This window comes from Paenibacillus sp. PvP094 (assembly GCF_040546835.1).
Taxonomy (GTDB): domain Bacteria; phylum Bacillota; class Bacilli; order Paenibacillales; family Paenibacillaceae; genus Paenibacillus; species Paenibacillus illinoisensis.
Genome location: NZ_JBEPOM010000001.1, coordinates 1,561,946 through 1,580,592 on the forward strand (window position 1 = coordinate 1,561,946; position 18,647 = coordinate 1,580,592).

17 protein-coding genes are annotated in these 18,647 nt (G+C 49.0%); 7 read left to right on the forward strand and 10 right to left on the reverse strand.

The window, feature by feature from the left end:
- Positions 1-152 precede the first annotated feature (152 nt).
- Positions 153-1,208, reverse strand: coding sequence for a lactonase family protein (locus ABIC22_RS07215; protein WP_127539180.1), 1,056 nt, complete (start codon positions 1,206-1,208; stop codon positions 153-155).
- A 271-nt stretch (positions 1,209-1,479) separates the two neighbouring features.
- On the opposite strand from ABIC22_RS07215, the gene ABIC22_RS07220 reads away from it, so the two are divergent.
- On the forward strand, positions 1,480-2,331 hold the full coding sequence (locus tag ABIC22_RS07220) for an AraC family transcriptional regulator (RefSeq protein ID WP_354479714.1): 852 nt from the start codon (positions 1,480-1,482) through the stop codon (positions 2,329-2,331).
- Positions 2,332-2,470: 139 nt separating this feature from the next.
- The gene (locus ABIC22_RS07225) at positions 2,471-3,154 is read left to right on the forward strand and encodes an S-layer homology domain-containing protein (RefSeq protein WP_336783748.1); all 684 of its coding nucleotides are present in this window, start codon (positions 2,471-2,473) and stop codon (positions 3,152-3,154) included.
- A 121-nt stretch (positions 3,155-3,275) separates the two neighbouring features.
- Here the strand turns inward: ABIC22_RS07225 and ABIC22_RS07230 are convergent, their stop codons facing one another.
- Together ABIC22_RS07230 and ABIC22_RS07235 are read right to left on the reverse strand one after the other, a co-directional pair.
- Entirely contained in the window at positions 3,276-3,902 is a 627-nt protein-coding gene (locus ABIC22_RS07230; protein ID WP_127539177.1) for a nitroreductase family protein, read from the reverse strand.
- Between the two features lie 214 nt (positions 3,903-4,116).
- On the reverse strand, positions 4,117-4,575 hold the full coding sequence (locus ABIC22_RS07235) for an Rrf2 family transcriptional regulator (RefSeq protein WP_127539176.1): 459 nt from the start codon (positions 4,573-4,575) through the stop codon (positions 4,117-4,119).
- A gap of 418 nt (positions 4,576-4,993) precedes the next feature.
- On the opposite strand from ABIC22_RS07235, the gene ABIC22_RS07240 reads away from it, so the two are divergent.
- The gene (locus ABIC22_RS07240) at positions 4,994-5,719 is read left to right on the forward strand and encodes an MBL fold metallo-hydrolase (RefSeq protein ID WP_354479719.1); all 726 of its coding nucleotides are present in this window, start codon (positions 4,994-4,996) and stop codon (positions 5,717-5,719) included.
- Positions 5,716-6,288, forward strand: coding sequence for a TetR/AcrR family transcriptional regulator (locus ABIC22_RS07245; RefSeq protein WP_354479722.1), 573 nt, complete (start codon positions 5,716-5,718; stop codon positions 6,286-6,288). The genes ABIC22_RS07240 and ABIC22_RS07245 overlap by 4 nt, the downstream gene beginning before the upstream one ends.
- 86 nt (positions 6,289-6,374) lie before the next feature.
- Here the strand turns inward: ABIC22_RS07245 and ABIC22_RS07250 are convergent, their stop codons facing one another.
- Entirely contained in the window at positions 6,375-7,508 is a 1,134-nt protein-coding gene (locus ABIC22_RS07250) for a hypothetical protein (protein WP_354479724.1), read from the reverse strand.
- A 301-nt stretch (positions 7,509-7,809) separates the two neighbouring features.
- Here ABIC22_RS07250 and ABIC22_RS07255 point away from each other — a divergent pair, with 301 nt between their 5' ends.
- Complete coding sequence (locus tag ABIC22_RS07255; RefSeq protein ID WP_186812136.1) at positions 7,810-8,295, forward strand: CcdC family protein; 486 nt, start codon at positions 7,810-7,812, stop codon at positions 8,293-8,295.
- 114 nt (positions 8,296-8,409) lie between these two features.
- Here the strand turns inward: ABIC22_RS07255 and ABIC22_RS07260 are convergent, their stop codons facing one another.
- The 4 genes from ABIC22_RS07260 to ABIC22_RS07275 all read right to left on the reverse strand — a co-directional run bounded on the left by ABIC22_RS07260 (position 8,410) and on the right by ABIC22_RS07275 (position 12,573).
- Positions 8,410-9,429, reverse strand: a complete 1,020-nt coding sequence (locus tag ABIC22_RS07260) for an NADP-dependent oxidoreductase (RefSeq protein ID WP_336783753.1) — start codon at positions 9,427-9,429, stop codon at positions 8,410-8,412.
- Between the two features lie 257 nt (positions 9,430-9,686).
- On the reverse strand, positions 9,687-10,436 hold the full coding sequence (gene map, locus ABIC22_RS07265; protein ID WP_154896565.1) for a type I methionyl aminopeptidase: 750 nt from the start codon (positions 10,434-10,436) through the stop codon (positions 9,687-9,689).
- Positions 10,437-10,953: 517 nt separating this feature from the next.
- Positions 10,954-11,772, reverse strand: a complete 819-nt coding sequence (locus ABIC22_RS07270) for a serine/threonine protein kinase (RefSeq protein ID WP_354479728.1) — start codon at positions 11,770-11,772, stop codon at positions 10,954-10,956.
- A gap of 144 nt (positions 11,773-11,916) precedes the next feature.
- Positions 11,917-12,573, reverse strand: coding sequence for a MerR family transcriptional regulator (locus ABIC22_RS07275; RefSeq protein WP_186812135.1), 657 nt, complete (start codon positions 12,571-12,573; stop codon positions 11,917-11,919).
- A gap of 493 nt (positions 12,574-13,066) precedes the next feature.
- Between ABIC22_RS07275 and ABIC22_RS07280 the strand changes: the two genes are divergently transcribed.
- Positions 13,067-14,020 carry an L-lactate dehydrogenase gene (locus ABIC22_RS07280; RefSeq protein WP_127539168.1) on the forward strand — a complete coding sequence of 318 codons (954 nt, stop codon included), beginning with the start codon at positions 13,067-13,069 and terminating at the stop codon, positions 14,018-14,020.
- Between the two features lie 120 nt (positions 14,021-14,140).
- Here the strand turns inward: ABIC22_RS07280 and ABIC22_RS07285 are convergent, their stop codons facing one another.
- Complete coding sequence (locus tag ABIC22_RS07285; protein ID WP_127539167.1) at positions 14,141-16,849, reverse strand: PAS domain-containing hybrid sensor histidine kinase/response regulator; 2,709 nt, start codon at positions 16,847-16,849, stop codon at positions 14,141-14,143.
- A gap of 409 nt (positions 16,850-17,258) precedes the next feature.
- On the opposite strand from ABIC22_RS07285, the gene ABIC22_RS07290 reads away from it, so the two are divergent.
- A complete protein-coding gene (locus tag ABIC22_RS07290; protein ID WP_127539166.1) occupies positions 17,259-17,816 on the forward strand; it encodes an acyltransferase in 558 nt (185 codons plus the stop codon).
- 96 nt (positions 17,817-17,912) lie between these two features.
- Here the strand turns inward: ABIC22_RS07290 and ABIC22_RS07295 are convergent, their stop codons facing one another.
- Positions 17,913-18,647 carry an ABC transporter permease gene (locus tag ABIC22_RS07295; RefSeq protein ID WP_354479733.1) on the reverse strand — a complete coding sequence of 245 codons (735 nt, stop codon included), beginning with the start codon at positions 18,645-18,647 and terminating at the stop codon, positions 17,913-17,915.

The following is an 18,647-nucleotide window of genomic DNA, read 5'->3' on the forward strand; positions in this document are numbered from 1 at the left end:
GTGTCGTAAGCACTTTGATTTTGTATTCTTCGGAATACCTTGAACTCTCGGGATACGTTGAATAATAAAAAAATAAAAAGACCATGCTGGATCAGGTCCATGCATGGTCTTGAGTTAATCAGATTTGAATCTGCTCATTGCAGCACTGCAGCTTATACCACAGGCGTAATGCATACCGGACGGGACACTTCCAGCTTAAATCCATTGTGCGTCAGACGACCATCTTCCCCATCCATTTGAAATGCAACAATATTGTTGCTATCCTGATTGGCCACGAGCAGAATCCCGCCTGGCAGCAAATTGAAGTTACGAGGGGTCTGACCGATGGTCGACGTCCATTCCACGGCTTCCAATTTTCCGGATTCCTGATCAATATGATACAGCACGATGCTGTCATCGCCGCGGTTGGAAGCATACAGGAAACGGCCGCAAGGGGATACACGGATATCTGCAGCTGTTCCTTCTCCCGAATGCCCTTCAGGCAGCGTGGAGATATGCTGCAGCGTATTGAACTCACCTCTCCGCTCATCATACATGAATGCGGTAACCGTGTTGTTCAGCTCATTAATGACATACGCCCATTTCCCACTCGGATGGAAAACCAAATGTCTTGGACCTGAACCAGGAGGCTGATTCGTCTCGCGGTGTGTGACCAGCCTTCCTTCTTCCATACGGTAAACAATAATCTGGTCGAGCCCAAGGTCACATACGACCGCATACTGTCCGGACGGGTCCGGCTGTATGGAATGAGCATGAGGTCCTTCCTGACGATCATCATTCTTCCCTCTGCCCGTATGTTCAACCAGTGCACTCATCTCTTCAAGCGTCCCTTGATCCCCTACCGGGAATACATTCACACTACCGCTGCTGTAGTTCGAAGTCAGCACCCATTTGCCATCCTTTGTGACCGACACATAGCAAGGGGAAGCCCCTTTGGTCAGCTTGCGATCCATCAGATGCAGTTCACTCGTTGCCGCATCCCTGCGATATACCAGTAACTCTCCCTCATCGGTTTCACTCGCAACGTACAGACAGTTAGCATCTGGGCATAATGCAAGATAGGATGGGTTGTCCACACCCTCTGTGTGACTGACGATTCTCATCTCACCTGTATCTGCATCCAGTGCGCACAGCACAATCCCTGGTTGATCTGCTGATGCATAAGTTCCTGTATAGAAAAATGTTTCATTCGCTGCTGCTCTTTCCATATTTATCATCTCTCCTTCTCTTTTCCAATTCCATGTCTATCTCTCTTCATGAGTCGGTTCATGCTCTAGATTGATTGATGGTTCCACTATAATGTACTTACCCAATTCACCGGCTTCTGCTTCATCGGAACAGACGCAACGTTCTCAAGATCATGATATTTCTGTGAACGCTTGCATATCCGACATTGACTCCCCCATCCTCCCTCACCATAATACAAGTATGAGACCTTACAACCATACAACCACACTGCGCAAATCTGCTGGATTCCCTATGCAAAAACTCGTTGTACTGCCTGATCCGCTGCTCGAAGAAGCAGCTCGATACCCAGTAACTGCAGGGCTGTACGTTACTGATATCGGATATTTCCATGAAGCGGAGCATCATTACCGGGATCGGCCTCAAGGATGTGACTCCCATATTCTCATGTATTGCGTACAAGGAACAGGATGGTACGAATTAGATGGCAGCAAACCACAAGTTGTACATGCAGGTGACCTGGTCATTTTGCCTGCATATATGGCCCACGTTTACGGGGCTAATGCGGCCGAACCCTGGAGCATCTACTGGATTCATCTGCGCGGCGAACATGCTTCTACCTATATTGAACTGCTCCTGGCCAATAAAATCTCTGCCATCGCTCCTTCCAAAGCCCCCAAATGGCTGGAACTGTTCCATGAATGCTATGATGCACTGGAAACCGGGTACTCCCTGCAAGCCATGATATACGCTTCGCAGATTACAGGCTATATGCTCGGTATGCTGGCCTATGGTCAGGGAACAGCGGTCAGCATGATCAGCAGCAAACGAGCGGCAGAGCAATCGATCCAGTATATGCTGGAACACCTGGAGCGCGGATTGACGTTAAAGGAGCTCGCCGCACAGGCCCAGTTATCGGCACCCCATTATTCACAACTGTTCAAGCAGGCAACCGGACATTCACCCATAGATTATTTCCTGCGACTCAAAATCCAGCATTCCTGCCGTTATCTTGATTTTACGGACTGGACCGTCAAACAGATCAGCTCTGAGCTGGGGTTCAAGGACCCTTATTATTTCTCACGACTGTTCAGCAAAATGATGGGACGTTCGCCCACGGAGTATCGCAACAAATCCAAGGGCTAGTTATGGATTCCCTTGTTACTTGAAACAAAACGAATCATCTGTTGGAAAAATGCAGCAACCTTTTTTAGACAAGGGTCGTCTATAGGGGCAAATAGCTTTTATACAAAGGGACTCCCTAGAAAAGTGAGGCGATTTCAACATGAAAAAAAATATACTAGCCACTATTACTGCCGGAGCACTGCTCACACTCTCCCTGAGTGCTGGCCCGATTAACGCTGCTCAAGCCCATTTTACTGACCTTCAAGGTATTGCAGGTGCTGACAAAATTGAAGCTCTGCATCAGGATGGATTGATCAAGGGAGTGAGCGACAGCTTGTTCAAACCGGAACAGCAATTAAATACCGCACAAGGAGTGCAGCTGATTACCGATGGTCTCGATCTGAACCTGGATGCGATTCGTTTTATCAAACAACCGCTCCCGAGTGATACCTTCAGCAACGTCAAGGACGGTGTATGGTACAGCGATGCCTTCGTTCGTGCCCAGTATAATGGAATTCAGATGCCTAAGGACATCGATCCGGCTGCAGAAATGACACGCGAACAATTCACTCTGTTCCTGATGAAGGGGATCGAAGCCAAAGGCGGCCTGCCGATGATTAACATCAAACCGGTAGAAATTACAGATGAACAGGAGCTTACTCCGGAATATCAGGGTGCGGTTCAGCGCTCGCTGGTTCTTAAAATCAACACGCTTGATGCGGATGGCAACTTCAATCCGAAAGAAACCATCACTCGTGCAGAAGCGGCAGTTATGATGTACAATGCCATCGAATACATGGAAAGCTTCCATGCTCCGCAAATCCCGGAAACACCTGAGAAATAAGAATTGCAATGAAGAGGTGGAAAGGATGGGCCGCTGAGCTACCCAATCCTTCCTGCCTCTTACAGCAAATAGCCGCATGCTCCCTGAGAGGGCATGCGGCTATTTTTAATATGAATATATCTTAGAACGAACCTCTAACTACGACATCAGACAATGGTAAACGACCTGCCGGACGAGCCGGTTGTGCCGCTTTACCTACTGTGATCAGCATGATAGGAATGTAACGAGGAGGAATGTTAAATGTTTCAATCAGTTGCTGCGGGTTGTAACCACCCATTGGGCATGTATCATAGCCAAGGGAACGCGCAGCCAGCATAATGTTTTGCGAAGCCAAAGAAGCATTGCGGATCGCTTCGTCGCGAGCCGTTTGCTGGCTTTGATAAGCACCGTTGATTTGACCAACCAACGCGTCGCGAATTTCAGGCTTCAAGTAGCCCGCTTCAACAGCCTGATCATAGATGACTGCATTGCGATTGGCTTCGAGGTCTCCGAGTACAGCGATCGTAACGGAGCTTTCTGTGATTTGACTTTGGCCATAAGCGATCGGCAGCAATTTAGCCTTATCCGCTTCGGATTCAATCACAAGGAATTTCCAGTGCTGCAGGTTCCATGCAGACGGAGCTTCAGAAGCTGCAGTCAGGATGGCAGTGAGATCCTCCTCTGGCATAACAAATCCGGCTTCATATTTCTTGACTGAATGACGTTCGTTAATGACGCGCAGTGTTTCATTGTTTTCAATGCTGGACATTCATTCCACTCCCCAAAATTGTTTTTTTATTATATCTTATCATTTCTGTTGTTTCATTTATGTTCGCAAGGCCATATCAAGTGATCTCTACGAGATACCCACCTTCCGAAAATAACATCAGCGCAGAGGATCGCACCCATCTGTGTTCACGTTATGCCCGGACTCTCCTGAAACATCCATGAATCTCATTTCCCCGGGACAACGTCCATGCCAATTAACTGTTCGACGACAATTCATTCTTGGACGAAGAGCATGCTTCCCCATTTCCGATACGATGCTTCACATCCTCAATCGATATACTGTCGAAATAGGAAGTTAGCGCATCCTCACCGCCATCATAGATGCTCCCCATGACATCCTGCATGTTAGAGGAGACGATGCAATTGGAACCGGACTCTCCGGAACACCAATTGGGCCCAAGTGAGCCGCCGGCAACCAGACGGTACAACTCCCCAAGCTTGATCTCCTCGCTCGGACGACTGAGCAGGTATCCGCCGTGAGCACCTTCCTTGGTGGTCAGATAACCATTCTTCCGTAGCACACTAAGAACCTTGCGTACTCTCGCCGGGTGCGTACCGACGCTATGGGACAGGTCTTCACTGTTCGCCATGCACTCATCCTTCATGGACAGAAAAACCAGACAATGGACGGCAATGGTAAATTCACTGTTCATCACTTACTCCCTTCCCGGCAGCAATCACCGATGTGGTACAACACAAGGTAAGTTCAACTGTTATTATAGGAATAACAGTTATGTTTGTCAACTTCTGCTCCCCCGTTCAACCAGGCCCAGGATTCCCTGTTATAGCAGCATTTATGGTCCTCAAATAGAACAAGGTCATTTTACGAAAGTAACCGCATTTCTATACAAAATGAACAAAAAAGTGAGCCAATCGCATCGCGAATGGCTCCAAAAAGATAGACATATGAAAGGGCTTACGTCATCATTATAATCGGTATTTCTCAATTTGAAAACGCTTTTTTTGTAAAGAGGAAATTTTCCTCAATTTTTTTTATTTTACAGGGCATCTTGCAAAAACTAATGACATTAGTTATATTACTAATACCATTAGTTTTAGGAGGCCAATTAAATGAGATTAACTCGTGAACATGACGTTATTCAAATTTCCTTTCTCCCCCGTCTTTTCCCTGTGAACGTCTATCTTGTAGAAGAAGAAGATGGTGTAACCGTCATTGATGCGGGGATGCCATTTAGTCTGAAGGGGATTCTTGCAACCGCCGAGTCCCTTGGTAAACCGATCACCCGGATTATTCTGACCCATGCCCATGGCGACCATGTCGGTGCTCTGGATGGCCTCAAGGAGGCAGTTCCTTCAGCGGAAGTCTCTATCTCCAGCCGGGATGCCAGGCTGCTGGCCGGAGACGCTGCCCTGCTCCCCGGAGAACCCCAGACCCCGGTACGCGGCAGTGTGCCGAAAGGCATCCGCACCCGTCCGGACCGGCTGCTGGAAGACGGCGATCGCATTGGCTCCCTGATCGCGATTGCTTCACCAGGCCATACGCCAGGGCATATGGCCTTCATGGACACGCGCAGCCGCGTGCTCATTGCCGGCGACGCGTATCAGCTGCATGGCGGCCTCGCCGTCTCCGGCCGCGTGCGCCCGCTCTTCCCGTTCCCCGCGCTTGCGACGTGGAACCGGGAACTGGCTCTAGCCAGCGCGAAGCACCTGGCCGAGCTGGAACCGTCCGTGCTGGCGGTAGGCCACGGACGGATGCTGCGCCAGCCAGCGGCCGTCATGCGTGCGGCTGCGGCTGATGCGGAACAGCGGCTGCGCCCTGCCGGGGGGCACCTGTGAGCCCGCGGCAGGGGCTGGATCGCGGCACACTGCTAAGTGCCGCGGCCCAGCTTGCCGACAGCGACGGCTTCCAGGCGCTGACGCTGGCCGCACTGGCCCAGCGGCTGGACGTGCGCTCCCCGTCGCTGTACAACCACATCAGCGGGCTTCCCGGGCTTCGCCAGGAACTGGCGCTGATGTCTGTACTACAGCTCAGCCAGGCACTTGCCGCGGCTGCCGCTGAACGCACGGGCGACGAGGCCATTCAGGCCATCGCCGCAGCTTATATCGGCTTTGTCCGCCAGCATCCAGGGCTGTACGAAGCCTCGTTCCACGCTCCAGATATCCATGAACCGGAGCTTGCCGAAGCCAGTGCAGCTACGCTGGACATTCTGCTGCATGCATTGCAGCCCTACCCGCTCACCGAAGCCGAAGCGCTGCATGCGGTGCGCGGATTAAGGAGCCTGTGCCATGGCTTCGCATCCATTGAAGCCCAGGGCGGGTTCAACATGGATTTCGATTCCAATAAGAGCCTGCACCTGACTGTCCAGGCCTTCCTTAACGGACTGCAGCATTTGCATCAGGACTGACTCTACACCGTAAATATCTGAAAAGGGATGCAGCACTACACTGCATCCCTTTCTACCTTCGGCCTTTCTCTCCGAACGGTCTTTCCCTATGGCCACACACGCTCTTCGGCTTGAACTTCCTTCAGAATCTGTTTCATGACAGGCACGTACACCTTCCAGTAAAACATATCTGGTATTTCTTTTCGATTCGGTGTAAGCCAGTCTCTGATGACATCCCATCCCTTGATCCTGCGCCAGAAGGAGTAATGCTCCATCTCTCCGAATGAACCTGTCATATAATAAGACTGATAATCTCCATCATTACGAAGGATGGCTGGAAAATCACCCGGAATACCGGCATTAATCAGCTTCTGTCGTCCTTCTTGAGTCAGGCTCGTTTTATATCTTGCCAGTATCGATTCTGGCGAATCCGGCACGACAACATCGAACCAGCTGGTATATTGGAACTCCTGCTGAATACCGCTCCACTGCCTGCCTTTCTCCGTAAAGGACAGCTTGATCTCCGCTGCCCCGACATCCTTGCCGCCACGCAGCACGATGACCCGGCCATCTTCATGCACCAGGAGAATGCCCTTTCCGGAGTATGGCCAAGCCTGCCCAGCAATACGCTCATAATCCATACGTACCTGTTCAGGCACTTGAATTCGGCTCTGCAGATTGGATATATATTTTCCCCGCCACCCGCTGCTCTTCAAGCCCAAAATGGGTTGCAGCTGCTCCCTGACGTTATCCGACGTCCATAAGGATTGTGTATTATACTCTGCAACGACTGCGACCCCTCTGCTGGCTGCTTCACGAATTTTAAGGACATCATAAACCGTTAATCCTGCGTCCTCTTCGGCTTTCTTCGTTCTGAAACTAACAGGAGGCGCTGCGTTTGTTTTCGATGAAGCCAGATAGATCAGATCGGTTTCAGTGACTTCGTCCGGAAGTTTTTTCGTTATTGGAGAAGCATACTCTAGGAGGTTAACCTCATCCTCGTTTTCGTCATAAACGTATCGTTCTCCAGTCTTCTGTACAATCTTTTGTTGATTTAACAGCCAAACCAGGCCCTTATATCCCGGAGAAGGTGCATTAGCATTCGTTTTGTCTATTATCATGATGTTCAGCAGCACTGGTGCTTGAGATTGCCACCAGATCCAGGGGACAACCAGACCGACCGATATCACTGTCAGACAAGCCAGCAACCATAAGGTTAGCGGCCTGTGGTTTCTTTTCATGCTGTGTCTTCCTCCCAGGGTGTCTTGCTTGCTCTCTTTGTGCATCGATATCGTGCTTGATTACCTGTTTTGCCCTTGTTCGCATAAATGCACCTGCATTGGACAAAATAATACAAATTTTCAATGCCAAACTGTGTTAATCTCGTTATACCGTATTCGGGCAAATGATGCACTAAGCATTCTATCGGCTTTCTTGGTTTGTGATATAATAGAAGCTATATATAGAAACATTAAATTCTATGATTTGTTTGATGATCCGGATGTACGGAACATATATTATTCCAGAAAGAGGGATATTTTCGTGGCTCAAATCAGTCCGTCTTACCTTCAGATCGGTGCAACCCTGGGTATGCTCATCATGGCATTGCTTGCCATTTTCATTCGGTTGAAAGCCAGTCACAGGCCGGTGACCATACGCAAAATTCTGATTCCCCCGCTGGGCATGAGTACCGGATTTTTGATGTTTGTTGTCCCGGAAACGCATATTCCACTATGGTGGGCTGTCATTGCATTTTTGGTTGGCTGGTTCATCTTCTCCTATCCTCTCATTCGCAGTACCCGGTTTGAAAAGGTAAACGAGGAGATATTCGCGACCCGTTCCCGCAGCTTTGCCTTCATTCTGCTTGGTTTGCTGGCGGTACGCCTGATCCTGCATGAAGTCATTCAGCAGTACGTTACCATTCCGCAAACAGGCGGATTATTCTTCCTTCTGGCCTTCGGCATGATTGTGCGCTGGCGGGTATATATGTACAAACACTACAAAGAAGTTGTCGCTGCATCGGCTTGAGCCTAACTAGCGACGACGTCAAAAAAGACACGTTCTCGGCATGTACGCATGCGGAACGTGTCTTTTTGTTGTTTATCTGGCCTTGATTCATGGCACATAGGGTAGCGCACGATCTTACTCGGGATCTGCAACTTTCACCAGCTGTTTACCCAGGTTATCTCCCGAAAACAGCCCCATGAAGGCTTCAGGTGTTTGTTCAAATCCCTCTACAATGTTCTCCTCATACTGAATGAGACCTTCCTTCATCCATTTTGCCAATTTGGCGCGTCCTTCTTTGAAGGATTTGGCATAGTCCCCGAGCAGAAATCCTTTCATCAGCGCCGTGTTGGTCAATAGCAGCGTCTGCGGTCTCATGCCGATGTCCGGCTTCTCCAAATTGTATGACGAAATCTGCCCACACAGCGGAATACGTGCATTTCGGTTGATATGTCTGAGTACCGCATCCGAAATGTCACCGCCAACATTGTCGAAGTAGACGTCTACCCCATCTGGACATACCCGTTCGATCGCTGCGGACATGTCATTCTCCCGCTTGTAGTTGAGGACCACATCAAACCCGAGCTTTTCTTTCAGATATGCGCATTTTTCGTCAGAACCTGCGATTCCAACCACTCTTGCTCCGACAATCTTGCCGATCTGACCGGCGATCATACCGACGGCTCCCGCTGCGCCGGATACCACCACCGTTTCGCCATCCTTCGGTTTGCCGATATCCTCCATGCCAAAATAAGCCGTCAGGCCCGTCAGGCCGAGGGCACCAAGATAGGCTGTAAGCGGCGCTTCCTCCGTATCGATCAGCGAGAGATCTCCCGTGTTGACAGCTGCATACCGCTGCCAGCCCCACATGCCGGAGACGAAGTCACCTTTGCGCAGATTGGGTTCTGACGAGTCCACCACTTGTCCGATGGCCCCACCTTTGATCACTTCATTCAGCGCGTATGGAGGTGCGTAAGACTTCGTATCCTTCATACGGCCCCGCATATAAGGGTCAACCGACAAATATAATGTACGCACCAGAACCTGTCCTGCTTCCGGTTCAGGGAGCGGCGTCTGAATGAATTTGAAATTATCCCTGGATGGTGCACCTTCCGGACGGGATGCTAGTACGATCTGTTCATTTTGAGACAACTTCATGACCTCCTTGTTGCCAGTGGCCTGCGTATAACCCTTATCATCGTATATGTTATACCACCAGCACTATATGTTATCTTTTCGAGCATTTGGACATAGCTGATCTGGAAGGCACCGTTAGCAATTCAGAATCCCCATGATGCTTTCTGTATCCCATATGCCAAATACTGACTCTTAATAGTTTAAACCGAAACAGGCGGATCACAAACGTGGGCCGCCTTGAAAACATCAAATCTCATTCTATTGCCATAATTGATTCACTATTCCTGCGCAGTCAAAATTACAGGACCATCTGCTGTGATGGCAATGGTGTGCTCGTATTGTGCAGACAGGCTTCCGTCCTGCGTACGGGCTGTCCAGCCATCCGCATCCAGCTTGCTGCGGTACGTTCCGATGTTCAGCATGGGCTCAATGGTAATGACCATGCCTTCTTTGAGGCGGGGACCACGATGCGGTGGACCATAGTGAGGCACCTGTGGTTCTTCATGCATTTTCTCGCCAATGCCATGACCGATAAACTCACGTACGACAGACAAGCCCTCCCCTTCAGCATACGTCTGAATGGCATGGGAAATATCACCGATCCGGTTGCCAACTACGGCAAGCTCAATGCCTTTGTAGAGGGACGTTTTGGTGACATCCAGCAGATGCTGGGCTTCCGGTGTCACTTGACCCACTGCATAAGACCACGCAGAATCGGCCAGCCAGCCATTCAGATTCACGACCATATCAATCGTAACGATATCGCCTTCTTGCAGTACGTATTTTCCCGGAAAGCCATGACAAATCACGTCATTTACAGACGCGCATGTCGCATATTGGTACCCGTTGTACCCTTTTTGCTCCGGTGTTGCGCCATTTTTCTTCATAAAAGCTTCTGCGAACTGGTCAATCTCCTGGGTGGTGATCCCTGGACGAATCATTTTCGCGATTTCTTTATGGCACGCGGCGAGAATTTCGCCCGCCTTTTTCATATTCTGTATCTGCTCTTTAGTTTTTAACGTAATCATTACAACTTCTCCTGTCCGTTAAGATCTTATCCTGTCTTCTATTGTAACGCGAAACGCACAAAATAAAAAATTCGTACAATCCGTAAACCGCAACATCCTATTATACGCCAACCTCGTGTGCAATGAATACCACATTCCATAAAAAACACGAAACCCTCCCCCCAAAGGCTGCGTATATGCTTAAAACGGAAGACGAAAGGATGATCTTGCATGTTCAAAAAAATTATTGGCAAACTCCTTGATTCGAAATCTTCATCACACCGAAGGCGCTATAGCTCCTCGGACAGACGCTCCTATAAACGCTACAGCAGCTCCTCAGGGAAACGAAGCTATAAACGATATTCATCGTCGGATATGAAATACAGGGATAACCGCCATGGCTCCGGTTATTACAAAAGCAGAAAGTACAGCTCCAGCTAATATGGTGCTGCAATGATGATATACGCCAATAGGGGATGTTCAGTCAGCCGTATCTCACGGCAGCAGAACATCCCCTATTGGCGTTTCCGATTCACTTTTAATAAGAATCCAGCAGGCGTTCTATCTCGGCCTGTAATTCAGGTGCTCCTTCTGTGTATCCCGGGCGAAGCCCCAGCAGTCTCTCCAGCATGTGGTGCAAACCAGGCGTAAGCTTCAGCTCTTCCTGCCAGCTTGCAGGTGCCTTGCCCTTCTCCGGCTCATATGCCGAGTACAGCATAAACAGAAGAAAGTGTCCCAGATCCTGCAGATCCTGATCAGGTGCAGCCGGCTCATCCTCCGGCATGGGCAGTTCCCGCATTCTTCGCTTCAGCTCAGGCAGCAACGGCTCCCCCATACGCCGTGCCAGACCGAAGTCAATCAAATGTACGCGCTCATCACGCAAAATAACGTTGGGTATCCGCACATCCCCATGGATATATCCCCGCTCGTGAACATGGACCACAGGCTCCAGCAGTTGGAGAGCCAGTGCCAAGCATTCCTGCTCTGTATACTTTCGGCCCTGTTCAAATATACACTGTTCCAGTGTCTCTCCCCGGATATACTCTGTGGAAATGTAGCTTCTCCTCTTATATATAAATGCATGCAGCAGCTTCGGGATGGCCGGGTGATCCATCCGGCTCATCACGTCCGCTTCCCGTTCCAGCAACCGGGCAGAAAGTCTGCCTTTGCTGGGCTTCGATTCCTTTAACGCCACTTCCTTGCCATTCAGTTCGTCGATACACAAATAGGTGAGTCCATAACTCCCCATACCAAGCAGCTCCTGAATTCGGTAACGTCCCGAGATCAGAGAACCTTCTCGCCGAGGACGGTCTGTCCACAGACCCACAAATCTTTGCCAGCTTCGTTGCAGCTCCACTTGTCCTCCCACACTGGCGACTTCTGAACTTCACGCGACCCTTCACAGGCACATTCGAGCAGTCGTAACAGCCAGTTTTCCTGTTGTACTATGGAGCCTATTATATCAGGCTGCCTGCACGAAATCACGGCAGCCCCCCTGCCGTCACGCTTCCTTGTGTTTCTTGGGCAGCAAGCCAAAGAGCATACGCAGCGAAGTCCCTTTTGGTTTGCGTTTACGGCCTTGGAAGCTGCGCAGATTGGTGACCAGTTCACGATCCCGTTCTTCTTCCAGCTTCTCATTCATCCATAGACGCTGCTTCTCCATCTGATCCTGGAGAGCCGTATGCGTATCAGCAAGCTGCTTCAGCGTTAACTCCAGTTCATCCACCCGCTGCTGGAGCATTTGCACACGATCATCCTGTGGCTCGATCATCCCGAAGGTCACTTCATTCACAAGCTGACCCAGACCTTCATAGGACCGGAGATGGCCAGTCGGCTCCGTTTCTTCAGAGAATACGGCAGGCAGCACGGCTGCTGCACATTCCTTCTCAGAAGTCATCTCTACTGTGCTCTCTGGCACATTCGGAGACAGGACCGTCACCACGGCATCTGCAAGTGGCAGGTTATGTTCCCTCAGCTCCGTCATTAATCGTTCAATGCACTGAATATCGTCCGATCTGAACAATCTGGACTTGTTGGCGGAACGCTCGAATCGATATCCCTGTTCCTCAAGTGCTGCCGCATATTTACGAAGAGTACTGGCTCCTATGCCCAGGCTCTTGGCCGTTTCCGTCGTTGCTCCTGCTTCTTCAATCATCATTATTCCCTCCCGGAATGAAGTCTTTTGAATTCGAAATGGTGGCTTCAGCGTTCCCTTCTGGAACTGTCATCGGATCGGGTCAACCTGTCTCATGAACAAATGGCTTTTGTTTAGCTTGCCATAGGTATTCGTCAACGTCTGGCTCGATCCCTTTGGCGGTTTTGTTCTGTTTCTGGGGATTCATAAGAAGTTTTGTCACGTCTGTTATTCGTAAAAATCTCTCTTATTCCGACATGGAGGAGGAATGCTGTCACAATCGAATTATGCTGGTGCAGACGCCGTCGGTTTATGAAAACAGGATATTCATGTCAATTTTGTTAACCCCACTACTCCAATACGCTCCCGCGACAGAGGATATCATTGCTGCACTGCTTTTCCATGTGTTATCTTATGTAACGTAGAAACGGATTTCGGCATAAATTAAAGGACTATACTTAACATATGGCTTAAAGTCAGGACAATTACATGATTAGGATATGGGGGTTGAACGGCAGTGTTAGGCAAATCAGGTAAAGTGGCGGTTATCGGGGCGGGTCTTGTAGGCTCAAGTTGTGCATATTCCATGATTAATCAGTCGATATGCAGGGAAATCATGATGGTGGATCGGACGTATGACCGTGCTGTTGCCCAGGCGCTGGATTTCTCGCATTGTATGGATTTTACACATAATCGTACCAAAGTATATGCCGGGACATATGCAGATTGCGGAAACATGGATGTCATTGTCCTGACTGCAGGAGCCAATCCAAAAGCAGGCCAGACACGTCTGGATATTCTGGAGGAGGCCGAATCGATTGCAAAAGACATCGTCCTCCCCATCATGGATAGCGGATTCAACGGTATCTTTGTCGTCGCAGCCAATCCGGTTGACATAGTAACTTATATGGTATGGAAATTGTCAGGCCTTCCGCGTGAGCATGTCATTGGCACAGGGACTTCCATTGATTCCTCCCGGCTCAAAACGCTGCTATCCGAAGTGTTTTCGATCGATCCGCGCAGTGTGCACGGATATGCTCTCGGAGAGCACGGGGAATCCCAATTCGTAGCCTGGTCCCATGTGACGATTGGAGGCAAACCGATCATGCACATCATGGAACAGCATAAGGAACGCTTTAAACATCTGGATCTCGATGATATTGCCCGCAAAACCAAAGATGCCGGTTGGGAAATCTTCACTCGCAAAGGTTCCACCCAATTCGGGATTGGCAATGCACTGGCTCATATTACACGTTCCATCCTTAATGATGAACACAAAATCATTGCCGTATCGGCCATTCTGGAGGGAGAGTATGGTCAGAAAGGCGTCTGTGCAGGCGTTCCGGCCATTATTGGAGGAAACGGAATTCAGGAAGTCATCGAATTGAATCTGGACCCATCCGAGCGTGAAAAATTCGAGCGTTCCTGTGAGATTTTAGCGGGCAATATCAATCGCCTGACCTTGGCCTAATTGTTCCATCAGCCTTACAGACTCATTTCTGAATTGAAAAGCAGGAACAATCAAACAGGCCAGCGACCTCCTGCTAGGAGAAATCGCTGGCCTGTTTGGATTAACATCTCAGGGTTATATTCAATTCGGTGCCAACTGGGGCTGATCTGTAGGCCCCCATTGCTGAAGCACCCGTTTCAGCTCACTGAGCATCACCGGTTTACTGATGAAGTCACGCATACCAATCTCGAGACACGCTTCCTTGTCTTCCCGTTTTGCATTGCCTGTTACGGCAATAATAGCCGGAATGCGATCCTGTGGAATCAGACGATGCACCAGATCGGTTGCCTTGAGCCCATCCATGACCGGCATGTGAATATCCATCAGCACAATATCATACGAATTCTGCGAGATGGCCTCAATGGCTTCGACTCCATTGGTACATACATCCGTTTCATAGCCCAGCTTTTCAAGATACTCGGTCAAAATTTTCCGGTTCACCGGGTGATCCTCAGCCACCAGGATACGCATCGCTACCTTGTCACCTTGACGTGTACGATCATGACTGAATTGACGTGCTGTGTCTTCTGACGCATAATCTACACTTGTGGCAGGTACCGCAAAACGGAAGGTCGATCCTTTTCCTTCCTCACTCTCCACACCGATACTGCCGCCCATAATCTCCACAAGTCGTTTCGAGATGACAAGGCCTAGGCCTGTACCTCCATACTTGCGATTAATGACCGGATGCAGCTGGGAGAAAGACTGGAACAGCTGATCCAGCTTGTCCGCAGGAATACCGATTCCGGTATCTTTCACTGCAAAATCAAGTACACTATCTTCAGGCTTTCTGCCCTTTACAATATCCACGTTGACATCAATACTGCCCTTGTCCGTGAATTTCAGTGCGTTACTGACCAGATTGACCAGAATTTGACGGATACGCATGGCATCACCCACCATGAATTCTGGAATGCTTGGATTCAGACGATACCTGAGCTGCAGCTGTTTTTCGTCTGCCCGAATTTTAAACAGCTCTGCCACCTGCTCCAGCATTTTGCGTAGAGAGAATGGTTCATATGCAAGAGCCATCTTACCCGACTCCAGTTTGCTGAAATCCAGAATATCATTCAGAATATTCAGCAGTGCATCCCCACTCTCTTGAATGATCTGTGCATATTCCCGCTGCTCTTCCGATAAATCGGTTCCAATCAGCAGTTCGGTCATGCCGACGATTCCGTTCATGGGCGTGCGGATCTCATGGCTCACCATTGATAAAAATTCCGACTTGGCCTGCGCTGCCAGCTCAGCTGTCTCCTTCGCACGCACAATTTCACGCTCTCCGGTTACATCATTAAATACAATCACCACGCCCTGAATCTGCTCCTGATCAATAATCGGTGTAACCTGGTATTCCACAAGGAAGCTGCTGCCATCCTTGCGCCAGAATACATCTTCCTTGACCGAGCGTCTTTGTCCATCCATGACGGTCATGTGAATTGGACATTCTTCTTTAGGAAAATAACTTCCATCCGCACGGGAGTGATGGATGATCGGATGGGCGCTTTTGCCGATAAACTCTTCCACTTCATACCCAAACATGGAAGCCGCCGCCGGGTTCATAAACATGGTGGTTCCTTCTGCATCCAGACCATATATGCCTTCTGTAACGGAATTCAGAATCAGCGCATGCTGTTTGCTGAGCTCCTGAATACGATCTATATATTCCTTACGTTCGGTAATATCAGACAATATTCCGTATACTCCAACCAGTTCCTGATCGACGATAATGGGCACATTGATAATGGATGCATCGAACGTCTTCCCCGTGGAATTCACAATACGCGTTTCATAATGCTGCGGTTTGCCCTGCTTCACCAGCTCAAAGTAGGATTTGCCGCGCCCTACCTCACATGGATCGAGATTGGACAGAAACGATTGTCCGATCAGCTTGCTACGAGGAATATTGAGCATTTTGACCAGATTACGATTCACCGCACTATACTTACCTTCAAGATTCAATGAATACACCGCAGCCGGATTGTGCTCGAACAAGGATTTATACCGCTGACGACTCTCTCTCAGACGTCTATCCGCATCCTTGTGCTGGGTAATATCACGGCTTATGCTTACGATCTGAATGCCTCTTCCCTTCTCTCCAGCTACTGGCTTAGCGAGAGTTTCCATCCAGATATAGTGCCCTTTCTTGTGCCGCACACGCATTTTGCAGCCGTTGCCAATCTCAGACAACTCCATCGGATCCGGGAAATCTCCGGGATAGCAATAATCCTTGAAGGACTTGCCAGTCACTTCTTCCGGTCGATATCCTAGCAGAGAAAATACGGATGGGGAAACGTAAAGCAGTTTGCCATCCAGAGCACTTGTCGTAATCAGATCCTGGGCGTGCTCAGCAAGCACCTGATACTTTTCTTGTGTCTCCTGGAGTTTCCGTTCCACTTCAACAATGTCCGTCACATCTTTGGCAATACCGTAGATGCCTACAACCTCTTCTCCCGCTGTTATGGGCACGTAGGTAATTTCAGCTTGTCTTACAGATCCATTTTTATGATAAAACGTTATGCTGTTACTGACTGAACGGCCAGTAATGACCTCGTTAATATATTCCTGCCTCGACTGTTCACTGTCTGGTGGACAGACCTGACCTGGATTCATACGCATCAGCTCGTCAAGAGTATAGCCTGATATTCGCTCTACTGATGGATTGGCATCGATATAATTTCCATGGATGTCCATCACATATATGGCATCCGGGTGATTAAAAAACAATGATTGGTAAGAACTTCCCTCAGAAATAATCCGCTTCAGGGTTTCCGTTTTATTAGTATCCAAGGCTTACCCCTCTTTTCTCAGCCTGTATCTTTTTCTAAACATTCTAAAAAGCCATTTTTAGTAATAAGTGTCTACCCTCGAATAACCATGTAAAGCTGCCTAGAAACAGCTTTTTTTATTTTACCAGATTCCAGTCTGATTTTGCTTGCAATCTCGTTTAAATTTGTAATATCCCAACTTGAAAAAGATGGAACCTTCCATTCTTTATTTCAAAATCAAAATCAAATGATTGTTCCGGAAGTCCAAAATTGGCTTTGAAAATCTGTATATTAGTTACAATGTCTTAGATACATTATGTATCATTTCAGCTATAATCGATACACATAGAGCATGCCTGTCCTGTATCAACATTACTTAATTCATGATCGACGCAACAGGACGCGGCTAGTTTTTGGAGAGGATGGAGATTATGCTGCCCAATCGAGTTAAAGTTGCTTATGGGAAGGTAAGAGGAATGGCCTTATTTGGAAGAATTCAGCCGTCACTTAAGCTGCTGCCACGAATAAGAGGCAAGGTATATCTGAATAAATTTGGTGATCTCCATGTGGGCAAACGACTCAATATCATTGGAAAGCCTTGGGGGACACAGCTGACTGTTGTCAAAGGGGCAAGGTTAACCATCGGGGATGACGTCATGATTAACGCCGGAGTGGGGATTGCTGCCAATATCGAGATCTCCATTGGCAATAATGTCATGATTGGACCAAGGACAAGCATATTCGATAGTGCCTACCACCGAATTGACTCTCTTGATGACGGGAGCAGCATGGCCAAAAAAATCATCATTAAAGACAACGCCTGGATCGGAACCGGCGCATTGGTCCTTCCCGGAGTAACTATAGGAAAAAATGCTGTCGTTGCCGCGGGGAGTACGGTCACCAAGGATGTACCCGACAATACATTGGTTGCCGGAACACCGGCAAAGGTGGTTCGTGAACTTACCATACACGAAGGTTGGTTGAGATAAAGAAAAGATCCCCCATGTCCGCGCATCATCCTTGCTCAGTGGACGGTCTTGGGGGATCTTGTTTTAATGAAGATCTGTTTTTAACATCGTGCAATCCTAGATTTCTTTTTTTCTAAAATACAAAACTCCGATCAAAATAAACAGCACTGCACTCCCTCCAACTACTGCAAGGAGCGTACCCAGCGGTACATTGTAGGCTCCGAATCCTCCGCCTTCCGCCTCTGTCATCAGCAACATCGGCTGAGCCCAAGGATAGAATGGACCGAATGTCGCCGAGTTCACAATCAAGATGTTCGGTACAGTCAAGGCGAAATTCAGAGCGAGTGGTGCTGCGAAGCTGCTCCAGATCAGGGAAACCAACATTTGCAAACCGGCAAGGGGCAGGCAGGCGAACAGGCCCAGCAGCAATTTGCCCCCAATCCATGCCCAGGGTATGGGCTCGGTTAGACCCTGAATAAATCCGGCCAGCAGAATGGATCCCAGCAGTAACACTTGGGTGCAAAGCAGCAGTAAAATGACGATCGTCAGCTTGCCTGCATAAACGCCTGTCCGGGTAAGCGGCAGCACCAGCATTTGCTTCCATCCCCCGCCAGCATGTTCAAAGCGGCAGACAAACGAGGTGAATACCCCTGTCAGGATCGGCATGAGCAGCATTCCGTGCAAAAAGACCATCGTGCTCATAAGGGTTTCCCACTGACCGGATGGCTCGCTGAGCAGCCCGATAAGCAAAGCTATCAATGGACTCAGCAGAATCAGAAGCCATATGGGAGACTTGCCCATCTTCAGCCGCTCGGCGGAAAGAATCCGGAAATAGGTCTTAGCAAAGTTCAT

Coding starts and splice junctions, on each gene's coding strand:
- ABIC22_RS07225 (WP_336783748.1), top strand. CDS start 2,471: ATGAAAAAAAATATACTAGCCACTATTACTGCCGGAGCACTGCTCACA.
- ABIC22_RS07220 (WP_354479714.1), top strand. CDS start 1,480: ATGCAAAAACTCGTTGTACTGCCTGATCCGCTGCTCGAAGAAGCAGCT.
- ABIC22_RS07230 (WP_127539177.1), bottom strand. CDS start 3,902: ATGTCCAGCATTGAAAACAATGAAACACTGCGCGTCATTAACGAACGT.
- ABIC22_RS07240 (WP_354479719.1), top strand. CDS start 4,994: ATGAGATTAACTCGTGAACATGACGTTATTCAAATTTCCTTTCTCCCC.
- ABIC22_RS07290 (WP_127539166.1), top strand. CDS start 17,259: ATGCTGCCCAATCGAGTTAAAGTTGCTTATGGGAAGGTAAGAGGAATG.
- ABIC22_RS07235 (WP_127539176.1), bottom strand. CDS start 4,575: ATGAACAGTGAATTTACCATTGCCGTCCATTGTCTGGTTTTTCTGTCC.
- ABIC22_RS07260 (WP_336783753.1), bottom strand. CDS start 9,429: ATGAAGTTGTCTCAAAATGAACAGATCGTACTAGCATCCCGTCCGGAA.
- map (WP_154896565.1), bottom strand. CDS start 10,436: ATGATTACGTTAAAAACTAAAGAGCAGATACAGAATATGAAAAAGGCG.
- ABIC22_RS07215 (WP_127539180.1), bottom strand. CDS start 1,208: ATGGAAAGAGCAGCAGCGAATGAAACATTTTTCTATACAGGAACTTAT.
- ABIC22_RS07275 (WP_186812135.1), bottom strand. CDS start 12,573: ATGATGATTGAAGAAGCAGGAGCAACGACGGAAACGGCCAAGAGCCTG.
- ABIC22_RS07250 (WP_354479724.1), bottom strand. CDS start 7,508: ATGAAAAGAAACCACAGGCCGCTAACCTTATGGTTGCTGGCTTGTCTG.
- ABIC22_RS07295 (WP_354479733.1), bottom strand. CDS start 18,647: ATGAACTTTGCTAAGACCTATTTCCGGATTCTTTCCGCCGAGCGGCTG.